The sequence below is a fragment of the Rugamonas fusca genome (assembly GCF_014042365.1).
Taxonomy (GTDB): Bacteria; Pseudomonadota; Gammaproteobacteria; order Burkholderiales; family Burkholderiaceae_D; genus Rugamonas; species Rugamonas fusca.
This window is the reverse complement of record NZ_JACEZS010000027.1, coordinates 57,550-69,361: the sequence shown is the minus strand read 5'-3', so window position 1 is coordinate 69,361 and position 11,812 is coordinate 57,550. Positions and strand designations below refer to the sequence as shown.

Sequence of the window (11,812 nt, the reverse complement as noted above, 5' to 3'; positions counted from 1 at the left end):
TTACTTCGACCGGTTGGGCGTACCACGCCTGTCTTAACCTCAACTACTCGAACCGCCCGGTGCGGACCCGCATGCCGGGTGGTGTGGCAGGGGACCGGTCAGCTATGCTGGCCGCCCCTATGCCGATCGCCGCGCCGGCGGCCGCAAGCCGTTTGTCCAACCTGAAGGTCTATTTGGAGAACCATCGATGATCGTATTGCGAACGGCAGCGGTCGCGCTGCTCATGGCCTGCGGCGCGGCGCACGCCGCAACGGACTGGCCCATGCTGATGGGCGGCCCCGCCCACGCGGGCGTGGTTCAGGATGCGGGGCGGACCGCCGTCGAACAGCTGGCGCTGGCCTGGCAGTTCCGGCTGGACGCGGCCATCAGCGCTTCGCCCGTGGCTGTGGGGAATCAACTGTACGCCGGCGCCGAGAATGGCAACCTGTACGCCATCGACCTCGATACGCGCCAGCTGCGATGGCTGTTCCACAGCCGGGGCGGCATCGCTTCCACGCCGGCCGTGGCCGATGGCGTGCTCTATTTCCTCAGCCGCGACGGCCGTTTCCACGCGCTGGACGCGGCCAGCGGCGCACCCCTGTGGCAGTTCCGCACGGGTGGCGAGGCCCTGTTCGCGGCCCACGGCATGTATGGCTTGCCGCTGGACGGCGAACCGGCGCCGGACCCCTGGGATTTCTACCTGTCCTCGCCACTGGTGCACGGCGGCGTGGTCTATTTCGGCAGCAGCGACCAGTGCGTGTACGCGCTCGACGCGCGCACGGGCAAGCCGCGCTGGGTCTACAAGACGGGCGGCGTGGTCCATTCCTCGCCGGCGCTGGCCGGGGCCAATATCGTCGTGGGCAGCTGGGATGGCGCCCTGTACGCGCTGGATGCGGCCAGCGGTGAATTGCGCTGGCGCCTGCAGACGGAGACCGAACAGAAGGTCAGCATCGCGCTGGGCATACAGGCGTCGCCCAGCGTGGATGGCGACACCGTCTACGCCGGCTCGCGCGACGGCCATGTGTACGCCGTCGCCGCCGACAGCGGCAAGGTCAGGTGGCGCTACGATGCCCAGGGTTCGTGGGTGGTCAGTACCGCCGCCGTGGATGACCAACAAGTCTATTTCGGCACGTCGGACACGGGCCTGCTGGTGGCGCTGGACAAGACCAGCGGCAAGGAGCGCTATCGTTTCGATACGGGCGTGTGGACCTATGCCTCGCCGTTGCGGGTCGGTGATGCGCTGGTGGCCGCCAGCATGAAGGGCGAGGCCTTCGCGCTTGACGCGGCCACGGGGCGCCTGCGCTGGCGCTACCAGACCGAGGAGAGCCGGCGCGACGCCTATGGCATCATCGACAAGGCGAGCGGGAAGTTCGATACCAAGCGCCTGTACGGCAGCGCGCCGCATGAGCTGTACGCGGCGCTGGAGCACGTGAAGCGGCTCGGCGCGTTCGCCGCCTCGCCGCTGTGGCATCGTGGCCAGTTAATCCTGGCCACCGAGGATGGCCGGCTGCTGTTCTTCACGGCGCCGGCCGGGGGCAAGCCGGGCCGATAAGGCAAAGCGGCGGCGCGGCCGCCGCGCGCCCCGATCGGTCCGGCGGGCCGCTTACCTGGCTGCGGCCTTGGCTGATGGACCGGCCAGTTCGGCCGCAGCGAACTGCGCGTTCTGCGCGTCGAGCCAGGTCTTGAGCGGGGCGAAGTATTCGAGCAGCGCGTTGCCGTCGATCCTGTCCTCACCCGAGATCGCTTTCAGTGCTTCCGGCCACGGCTTGCTGGCGCCCATTGCCAGCATCTGCTGCAGCCTGGCGCCGGCCTTGGGATTGCCATACACCGAGCAGCGGTGCAGCGGGCCCGTGTAGCCGGCCTCGCGGCACAGCGCGCGGTGGAACTGGAACTGCAGCATGTCGGCCAGGAAGTAGCGCGCATACGGCACGTCGGCCGCCACGTGGTACTTGGCGCCGGCGTCGAAGCCCTGCTCGCTGATGGCGGCCGGGCGCGACATGCCCATGTACTGCTCGCGCAGTTCCCACCAGTGCTTGTCGTAGTCCGCCGGCTTGGTCTTGCCGGAATAGACGTCCCAGCGCCACTTGTCGACCGAGTAGCCGAACGGCAGGAAGGCCACCTTGGTCAGCGCCCGTTGCAGCAGCTGGCCGATGTCGGCGTCGGCCGCCGCTTCCTTGGGCATCAGGCCGATGGTCTTCAGGTAGTCGGGTGTGACGGACAGCGCGACCGTGTCGCCGATGGCTTCGTGGAAGCCGTCGTTGGCGCCGGCGCGGAACAAATAGGGCTGCTTGTTGTAGGCCAGGTAGTAGTAGACGTGGCCCAGTTCATGGTGGATGGTGCTGAAGTCCTCGGCCGTGGGCGTGATGCACATCTTGATGCGCACATCGTCCTTGTCGTCCATCGGCCAGGCGGAGGCGTGGCACACCACGTCACGGTCGCGCGGCTTGGTCAGCAGCGAGCGTTCCCAGAAGCTGGCCGGCAGCTTTTGCATGCCCAGCGAGGTGTAGAAGCGTTCCGCGTCGGCCGTCATCTCCTTGGCGCTGGTCTTGCGTTCGGCCAGCACCTTGCTCAGGTCAAAGCTGGCCGTTTCGCCGGCCGGCTTGAGCAGCGGGTAGATGTTGTCCCACGTCTGGCTCCACATATTGCCGAACAGGTGGGCCGGGATCGGGCCCGTGGCCGGCACCACGTCCGGACCGTAGGCCTGGCGCAGCTTGTAGCGGGTGTAGGTGTGCAGCGATTCATACAGCGGCTTGACCTGCTGCCACAGGCGTTCCATCTCGGCCGAGAACTGCTCGGGCGGCATGTCGTACTGCGAACGCCACAGCGCGCCCGTGTCGGCGAAGCCCATTTCGCGTGCGCCCTTGTTCGACAGCGCCACATACTGGCTGTAGCGCTGCTTGTAGGCCGGCGACTGCGCGTGCCAGCCGAGCCAGATTTCCTTCAGGCGCGCCGGGTCGCGGCTGTCGGCCAGCACTTTTTCCATGTCGCCCAGCGCCATGCAGGTTCCGGTGCTGCCATCCGCGTTCTTCGGGCAGTACTTGGCCTTGCCGTAGGCGCCCGTCATGGCCGTCTGGGCGGCCGTGTAGGCTTCGCGCTCCTTGGGATCGGACAGCATCAGCGTCAGTTGCAGCAGCTTGAGCTTGCGCGCCGAGTCCGGCTTGAGCGGCAGGCCGTTGTAGCGGCGCGCCGCCAGCGCCAGTTCGCCCGACGCCGTCAGGTAGCGCTCGGAGAAGAAGGCGCTGATCGCTTCCGTGTCGTCGGTGATGAAGTTCTCGCCGACCCAGGCGCCGCGCGCCTGTTCGATGCTCAGTTTATTGAGGCGGGCTTCCGCGTCGGCCAGGAAGCGTTCGGCTTCGGCCACGGTAGGCTTGGCGGCCGGCGCCGCGTAGGCGCTGCCGCTGGCGGCTGTGATGGCGCTTATCGCCAGCAGCGCCTTGATGAAGGTAGATGACACGCGTGTCTCCCTGAAATGTAAATTGGCCTTCGAACCGGGCGGTTCGAAGGCCAATAATATACACGTCAGGCCATCGCCTGTGGCGGTTTTGCCAAGTGTTGCGGAATTGTCAGCGGGCGTCGGCCGCCGCCAGCGTGATGGCCACCGTGCGGGCCGCCTGGTCGCTGGCCGGCAGCTGTACCGTCAGCAGGCGCGCCGCGCCGTCCCAGGCGAAGTCCACGGGCTGGCCGTCCAGTTGCACGGCCGCCGGCTTCGCGCCCACGTTGTGCACCTGCAGCGCGATGCTGCGCTGTGGGCGCTGGTAGTGCGCGCCCGTTTCCGACGTCAGCGACAGCGTCAGCGCGCGGCCCTGCAGCTTGCTGGCGAAGTGCAGCAGTTCGTACTTGCCCAGCTCGTAGGCTTGCGCCGTTTCGCCATCGTCGTCATACAGCTTGCCCTGGCCGCTGCGGGCCGTGTGGTCGTGGTAGTAGTGCAGCTCGATGGCCTTGGTCGAGTAGTCGCGCGTGGTCTGCACCACGGGCGCCAGCGGGATGAAGGCGCCGGCCCGCACGTAGACGGGGATGTGGTCCGGCGCCAGCTTCACGGCGCGGCTGGCGCCGCCGTCCTGGCGCTGGCCCGTGTAGAAATCGAACCACGCGCTGTGCGCGGGGAACCACACCTGCTGCTCGGTGGCGCCCTTGCTGGTGACGGGCGTGACGAGCAAGTCCTTGCCCCACAGGTAAGTGGAGGCGATGGCGCGCGCCTGTACGTTGTCCGGTTCCTCGTACAGCATGGGGCGCATCAGCGGCAAGCCTTGCTGGTGGTTGTCGAAGGCCAGCGTGTAGTTATACGGCAGCATGCGGTAGCGCAGCCGGATCGCGTCGCGCGCCAGCGCCTTGGTGGGCGCGTCGCGGTAGACCGGCTCGGACGGCACTTCCTCCTGCGCGTGCGGGCGGAACACGGGCTGGAATACGCCGTACTGCAGCCAGCGCGTGTACAGCTCGTCATCGAGGTTGGCATTGGCGAAGCCGCCCAGGTCCGAGTGCATATAGGCCATGCCCTGCATGCCCATCTGCAGCGCGATCTCCGGCTGCGACTTCAAACCGCCCCAGCTGCGGTCCACGTCGCCCGACCAGGGGATCATGCCGAAGCGTTGCGAACCGGAGTAGCCGGCCCGCATCAGGATGAAGGGACGCTCGTTGGGGTAGTCCTGGCGGTAGCCGTCGGCCACCAGCCTGGCCCACTGGTGGCCGTAGATGTTGTGCACCTGCTGCGCCGTGCCGGTGGCGTGGCGCATGGAGCCCGGATGCACTTCCGGTTCGCCCAGGTCGCCCCACACCCCGGCCACGCCCATGTCGTGCAAGCCCTTGTAGACGTTCCAGAACCAGTCGCGGCCCGGCTGGCCGAAGATGTCGATCAAGCCCGTGTGGCCGAAATAGAAGTCGTAGGCCAGTGGCGCGCCGTTGGCGTCCGTGCCCAGGATGTGCTTTTGCACGGCCTCCTGCCAGTGCGAGGACGTATCGACGATGAACGGCTCCGTGATCAGCACCGTCTTCACGCCCTTGGCCTTGAAGTCGGCGATCATCTGCCGAGGGTGGGGGAAGTTGTCCGGGTCGAAGGCCAGGTTGCCCATGGTGCCCTTGATGGTCTTGCCGAACCAGTACAGGTCGAACACGATGGCGTCCACCGGGATGTCGTCGGCGATGAACTTGTCCACCGTGGCGCGCGCTTCCGCTTCCGTGTGGTAGCCGAAACGCATGGCGAAATTGCCGAATGCCCAGCGCGGCGGCATGGGCTGGCGGCCCGTCAGGCTGGTGTAGCTGGCGATGATGTCTTCCCAGCTGTCGCCGGCCACCACCTGGTAGGTCTTGCGCCCGCCGGCCGTCTCGTAGGTCAGGCTGTTGTCGCCCTGGCTGTCGAAATCGAGGTAGCCCGTCTGCGGGTTATCGAAGTGCAGCAGGTAGCGCTTGGACGACAGCGCCAATGGCATGGTGAAGTTCATCAGCTCCGAATGGTCGCTGTAGCCGTAATCGGCCTTGTTGAACAGGGTGTAGCGGTGACCGCGCCGGTTCATGCCCATCGAGCGGGCGCCGGCGCCGTATAGGGCTTCCGTGCCGTCCAGCGCGAATTCGATGCGTTCGCCGTAGCCGGTCTTGCCGTAACCGCGCTTTTCCGCCACCAGCGGCCGGCCCTTGTAGGCATAGGCGATCTGGAATGGGGCGCGGGTGATGGTGACGGTCAGGCCGCCGGTCGCGTATTCGACGGTGTTACCCTTGTTCCTGAGCGTGGCCGTGAGCGTGCTGGGGGCCGGCGCCAGCACCACGGCGTGCGAGTCGGGCTCCACGCTTTGACCGGCCGGCACGAAGGTGGTCTCCACGATCCGGGTGGAGTAGGGCTTGATCAGGTATTGGCCATCGCTGGTGCGTACTTCCAGCGCGTTGCCGTGCAGCGTGGCGCTGTCGAAGCGGCGCTCCAGGTTCTGGGCCAGGACGGCGGGGCTGGCGGCGAGCAGCAGGACCAGGCCCGCGGAATGTTTTCGTGTCATGTGGTGGCGTCTCACTGGTTCCAAGTCTGGTTTTGATTTATGTTATTTGACTACATTTGACTACAAAACCACGGTCCTGTACGTGGCTAACTCCTTTATTTTACTATGAAGTTGTTTACATTGACACCTGTAGTCGTGCATGTTACTTTGCTACAAATTCGTATTTTGATGGTTAGCTCCGGCGCTTCGCCCGGACAACATAACGGGGACACGCAGGCATGCAACCTTCTTCCAACAAGCCCAGGCTGACGTTCTGGCAGCTCTGGAACATGAGCTTTGGTTTTCTCGGCATTCAGTTCGGTTTCGCGCTGCAGAACGCCAATATCAGCCGCATCTTTTCCACGCTGGGTGCCGATCCCGAGAACCTGGCCTTCCTGTGGCTGGCCGCGCCCGTCACCGGTTTGCTGGTGCAGCCCGTCATTGGCTACCTGAGCGACAACACCTGGCACCCGTTCTGGGGCCGCCGCCGTCCGTTCTTCTTCGCCGGTGCGGTGCTGGCTTCGCTGGCGTTGTTCCTGCTGCCCAACTGCGGCGCGCTGTGGGCCGCAGCCGCCCTGTTGTGGCTGCTGGACGGCTCCATCAACGTGTCGATGGAACCGTTCCGCGCCTTCGTCGGCGACAAGCTGGGCCCCGCCCAGCAGACGGCCGGTTTCGCCATGCAGACTTTCTTCATCGGTTGGGGCGGCGTGATCGCTTCGCTGCTGCCCACCATCTTCTCGGACGTGCTGGGCGTGAGCAACGTGCCCGTCAACGGCGCCATTCCCGACACGGTGCGCTATTCGTTCTACATCGGTGGCGCCGTCTACCTGGTGTCGGTGATGTGGACCGTGTTCACCGCCAAGGAAGCGCCGCCCGAGAACCTGGAAGCGTTCCGCGCCGAGCGCGCCCGCGGCAAGGGCCTGGCCCATGCCATGGCTGAAATCCTGAGCGGCTTCGCCAAGATGCCCAAGACCATGGTGCAACTGGCCTTCGTGCAGTTCTTCACCTGGATCGCGCTGTTCGCCATGTGGATCTACACTACCTCGGCCATCGCGGAGAACGTGTTCGGCACGACGGACGCGCAATCGGCCGCGTTCCAGGAAGCGGGCAACCATGTCGGTGTCATGTTCGCCGTCTATGGCGGCGTGTCGGCGCTGGCCGCCTTCATCCTGCCCTGGTTCGCGCGCCTGACCAGCCGCAAGATCGTGCACATGACTTGCCTGGCCATCGGCGGCGCGAGCCTGATCAGCATCTTCACCATCCACAACCTGAACCTGCTGTTCGTGCCCATGATCGGCGTGGGCATCGCGTGGGCCAGCATCCTGACCATGCCTTACGCCATCCTGGCCGGCGCGCTGCCCGCAAGCCGCATGGGCTACTACATGGGCGTGTTCAACTTCTTCATCGTGATTCCGCAAATTTGCAGCGGCCTGTTGCTCGGTTTCATCACCAAGCACTTCTTCAACGGCCACCCCGTCATGACGCTGATGTTGGGCGGCGCCAGCATGGTGCTGGCCGGCGTGCTCACCCTGTTCGTCAAGGACAGCGCGGCGGCGGCCGCCAAGGATGCGGGAATCAAGGCCGCCGCCTGAGTTAATATCTTCCGCGTGGCAGCGCATGCGCGCGCCGTGTTCTTCATCAACGAGGTAAAAACACGGCTGTGCGCCGGTGGCCCTGGCCGCCCGCTGTCCCCAACCAACGCGGAGCGAACATGACGATACAGACGGTAGCGACTACTCCCTATCCCGGCCAGCGGCCGGGCACCTCGGGCTTGCGGAAAAAAGTGACAGTGTTCCAGCAGCCCGCCTATCTCGACAATTTTGTGCAAAGCCTGTTCGACACGCTGGGCGACTGCGCCGGCAGTACGCTGGTGCTGGGCGGCGATGGCCGCTACCACAACCGCGCCGCCGTGCAGGCCATCCTGCGGCTGGCCGCCGCCCATGGCTATGCGCGCGTGCTGGTGGGGCGGGGCGGTATCCTGTCCACGCCGGCCGCCAGTTGCGTGATCCGCAAACATGGCGCATCCGGCGGCATCATCCTGTCGGCCAGCCACAATCCAGGCGGGCCGGATGGCGACTTCGGCATCAAGTACAACATCGCCAACGGCGGCCCGGCGCCGGAAGCGCTGACCGAGGCCGTGTGGCAGCACAGCGTGGCGCTGCACCGCTACCAGGCCAGCGACGCGCCCGACGTGGACCTCGATGCGCTGGGCAGCACCCGCATCGAACAGATGACGGTGGACGTGATCGACCCCGTGGCCGACTACGCGCAACTGATGGAAGGGCTGTTCGACTTTGGCGCCATCCGCGCCCTGTTCGCACGCGGCTTCACGATGCGTTTCGACGCCATGAGCGCCGTCACCGGCCCGTATGCCAAGGCGATCCTGGAAGGCATGCTGGGCGCGCCGGCCGGCACCGTCATCAACGCCGTGCCGCTGGAGGATTTCGGCGGCCACCATCCCGACCCCAACCCCGTCAACGCGGCCAGCCTGATCGCGCTGATGGCCGGCGAGGACGCGCCCGACTTCGGCGCCGCCTCCGATGGCGACGGCGACCGCAACATGATCGTCGGCCGCCGCTTCGACGTGACGCCGTCGGACAGCCTGGCCGTGCTGGCCGCCAACGCCACCGTGGCGCCGGGCTACCGGGCCGGCATCCGTGGCGTGGCCCGTTCCATGCCCACCTCGCGCGCGGCCGACCGCGTGGCCGCCGCGCTGGGCGTGCCGTGCTTCGAGACGCCGACGGGCTGGAAATACTTCGGCAACTTGCTCGACGCCGGCAAGGTCACCTTGTGCGGCGAGGAGAGCTACGGCACCGGCTCGGACCACATGCGCGAGAAGGATGGCCTGTGGGCCGTGCTGTTCTGGCTGAACCTGCTGGCCGCCAGCGGCAAGAGCGTGGCGGCGCTGGTGCAGGAACACTGGGCCCGCTTCGGCCGCAACTACTATTCGCGCCACGATTACGAAGCCATCGACAGCGCCGCCGCCGCAGAACTGATGGACGCCTTGCGCGCGCGCCTGGGCGGGCTGGCCGGCCAGCGCCTGGGCGAGTACACGGTGGAGCTGGCGGACGATTTTTGCTACACCGATCCCGTCGATGGCACGGTGGCGCGCCAGCAGGGCGTGCGCATCGTGATGACGGACGGCTCGCGCGTCGTGTTCCGCCTGTCCGGCACCGGCACCGAGGGCGCCACCTTGCGCGTCTACCTGGAGCGCTACGAGGCCGATCCGGCGCAACATCATCTGCCCACGCAGCAGGCGCTGGCCGGCCTGATCGCCGTGGCCGAACACGTGGCCGGCATCAGCGCCTACACGGGCCGCGGCGCGCCCAGCGTGATCACCTGACTCAACCACCATCAACCACACAGGAAAAGACAGCATGAAGAAGACTCCTCTCGCAATGACCCTGGCGCTGGCGCTGAGCACGCCGGCTGCAACGCCGGCCATGGCAGTGCCAGCCGCATCGGGCACGCCTGCGCTGGCCGCGCCCGCGCGCGCGGCCGCCAGGCCGTTCCTGTGGGAGAACGCCACCGTCTACTTCCTGCTGACGGACCGCTTCAACAACGGCAACCGCGCCAACGACCTGGCCTACGGCCGCCAGGCCGACGCGGCGCCGCTGCGCGGCTACATGGGCGGCGACCTGGCCGGCGTGACGGCCAAGATCAACGAAGGCTATTTCGACAGCCTGGGCGTGACGGCGATCTGGATCACGCCGCCCGTGGAGCAGATCCACGGCGGCACCGATGAAGGCACGGGCAAGTCCTATGGCTTCCACGGCTACTGGGCGCGCGACTGGACCAGCGTGGACGCCAACCTGGGCACGGAGCAGGACATGCGTGCGCTGGTGGACGCGGCCCACGCGCACGGCATCCGCGTGCTGCTGGACGTGGTGATGAACCAGACCGGCCCGGTGACGGAGCAGGACCCCGTGTGGCCGCCTGAGTGGGTGCGCACCGGCCCCGTGTGCACCTACAAGGACCCGGCCACCACCATCTCCTGCACGCTGGTGCCCAATCTGCCCGACGTGCGCACCGAGAGCAACGACAACGTCGATCTGCCGCCGGCGCTGGTGGCCAAGTGGAAGGCCGAGGGCCGCTACGAACGCGAGGTGGCGCAGCTGGACGCCTTCTTCGCCCGCACCGGCTACCCGCGCGCGCCGCGCTACTACCTGATCAAGTGGCATGCGGACTGGGTGCGCAAATACGGTTTCGATGGCTTCCGGGCCGACACGGTCAAGCACGTGGAAGCGGGCGCATGGAAGGAACTGGGCAAGGAAGCGTCGCTCGCCTACGAGGAATGGAAGCGCGCCAACCCGGCCCGCAAGCTCGGTGACGACAAGTTCTTCATGGTGGCCGAACTGTTTGGCTACAACATCGCCAACGGCCAGCAGTTCGACCTGGGCGGGGGCCACCAGGTCAATTACTACAAGGACGGCGGCTTCGACGGCATCATCAACTTCGGCCTGGTGTGGGACGCGAAGCAGGATTACGAGACGCTGTTCAGCAGCTACGCGGCCAAACTGCATGGCGAGCTGCAAGGCCACACGGTGCTCAACTACCTGGCCTCGCACGACTTCGACCAGCCGTTCGACCCGGCCCGCATCAAGCCGTTCGAAAGCGCCAACAAGCTGTTGCTGGCGCCCGGCGCGGCCCAGATCTACTACGGCGACGAGACGGCGCGCCGGCTCGATCCGGCCGAAGCGCAGGGCGACGCCAAGCTGCGCTCGTTCATGAACTGGGACGACCTGGCCAGCGACGCCAGGCGCGATGGCTACAGCGTGGCCGCCGTGCGCCGCCACTGGGCCAAGCTGGCCTTGTTCCGCAAGGCCCACGTGGCCGTGGGTGCGGGCGTGCACCAGCAACTGCAGGCTCACCCCTACGTGTTCAAGCGCACCTTCGAGCGCGGCACCCTGCGCGACAAGGTGGTGGTGGCGCTCGAGCAGCCAACCGACAAACCTTCCGCCATCGACGTGCATGGTGTGTTCGCCGACGGCGCGCGGGTGCGTGATTACTACTCGGGCACCAGCGCCGTGGTGGCCAAGGGTAAGGTTACCTTCCCGGCCCACAACGCCGTGGTGCTGATCGGCCAGTAAAGGCGCAAGAGGCGTCTGCCTTCAACTAATTGGGGACGTAGCAAATTTGTTTAATTTTGCTACGTCCCCAATTTCTTCAATTTCCTGCGGGGGCCTGCGCTTACGGGCCGTAGGTGTAGACCTGCTTGATGGTGTGATCGACGGTTGGCTCGTTGCGCAGGAAGTGCAGGATGTCGGCCTGGATGCTCGTCATTAGCGCGTCGCTGGTCGATTCGCTGCACGGCAGGGAGACCAGGCCGCCCCGCGCGCACAACAGGCGGGCCGGCGTGCTCTCGTACAGGCTCACGCTGTTGGTGTCGGAGCAGGTGGTCGAGGACTGTTGGGTGTACACGAGGTGGCCGTCGGCCACGTAGATGCGGCGCGAGGTGGCGCACGTCTGGCCATCCCACAGCGCGACGAAGGCGGCCACCGGCACCTGCGCCGTGAACGACACGCTGGCCGGCGCGCTATTGAGTTCCCCGTCGTTGACGGTCAGCGTGGCCGTATAGGTGCCGGCGACGTCGGCGATGAAGTCGGGCGTGGCCACCTTGGGATTGATCAGCGAGGCCATGCTGCCGGCCGGCTTGGTCAGCGTCCACGTGTAGCTCACCAGGTCCTGGTTGGCGTCCGTGTAGCTGCCATTGAGCTTGACGAGCGTGCCCGCATCCACCGTCTGCCCCGTGCCGGCGTTGGCGACGGGGGCCACGTTCCTGGGCGGGCCGGCGTCGCCGCCACCGCAGGCGGTCAACAGGGCCGAGGCCAGGGCCATCGACAACAGCAGGGGCGGCAGGTGTGGACGCTTCATGT

The 11,812-nt window shown here is 66.6% G+C and carries 7 protein-coding genes and 1 pseudogene; 5 read left to right on the top strand and 3 right to left on the bottom strand.

Going from position 1 to position 11,812, the window contains the following annotated elements; translation table 11 throughout:
- Positions 1–191, top strand: a 191-nt coding sequence (locus H3H36_RS26750; RefSeq protein ID WP_220459836.1) for a hypothetical protein, incomplete at its 5' end; no start/stop codon positions are given.
- Positions 188–1,531, top strand: coding sequence for an outer membrane protein assembly factor BamB family protein (locus H3H36_RS23135; protein ID WP_229220061.1), 1,344 nt, complete (start codon positions 188–190; stop codon positions 1,529–1,531). The genes H3H36_RS26750 and H3H36_RS23135, both read left to right, overlap by 4 nt.
- A 51-nt stretch (positions 1,532–1,582) precedes the next feature.
- Here H3H36_RS23135 and H3H36_RS23130 read toward each other — a convergent pair whose 3' ends face one another.
- Positions 1,583–3,433, bottom strand: coding sequence for a M2 family metallopeptidase (locus H3H36_RS23130; RefSeq protein WP_182220422.1), 1,851 nt, complete (start codon positions 3,431–3,433; stop codon positions 1,583–1,585).
- A 109-nt stretch (positions 3,434–3,542) separates the two neighbouring features.
- The gene (locus tag H3H36_RS23125; protein ID WP_182220421.1) at positions 3,543–5,957 is read right to left on the bottom strand and encodes a glycoside hydrolase family 31 protein; all 2,415 of its coding nucleotides are present in this window, start codon (positions 5,955–5,957) and stop codon (positions 3,543–3,545) included.
- A gap of 218 nt (positions 5,958–6,175) precedes the next feature.
- Here H3H36_RS23125 and H3H36_RS23120 point away from each other — a divergent pair, with 218 nt between their 5' ends.
- From H3H36_RS23120 to H3H36_RS27760, 3 genes and pseudogenes are all read left to right on the top strand, one after another.
- Positions 6,176–7,528, top strand: a complete 1,353-nt coding sequence (locus tag H3H36_RS23120; protein ID WP_182220420.1) for an MFS transporter — start codon at positions 6,176–6,178, stop codon at positions 7,526–7,528.
- Between the two features lie 119 nt (positions 7,529–7,647).
- Positions 7,648–9,279: an alpha-D-glucose phosphate-specific phosphoglucomutase gene (locus H3H36_RS23115; protein ID WP_182220419.1), complete on the top strand. Its 1,632-nt coding sequence runs from the start codon at positions 7,648–7,650 to the stop codon at positions 9,277–9,279.
- Positions 9,280–9,313: 34 nt separating this feature from the next.
- Positions 9,314–9,832 (top strand): annotated as a pseudogene (locus H3H36_RS27760) (alpha-amylase family glycosyl hydrolase); the annotation flags it as partial.
- Positions 9,833–11,126: 1,294 nt separating this feature from the next.
- Here H3H36_RS27760 and H3H36_RS23105 read toward each other — a convergent pair.
- Positions 11,127–11,810: a PKD domain-containing protein gene (locus H3H36_RS23105; protein WP_182220417.1), complete on the bottom strand. Its 684-nt coding sequence runs from the start codon at positions 11,808–11,810 to the stop codon at positions 11,127–11,129.
- Positions 11,811–11,812 lie beyond the last annotated feature (2 nt).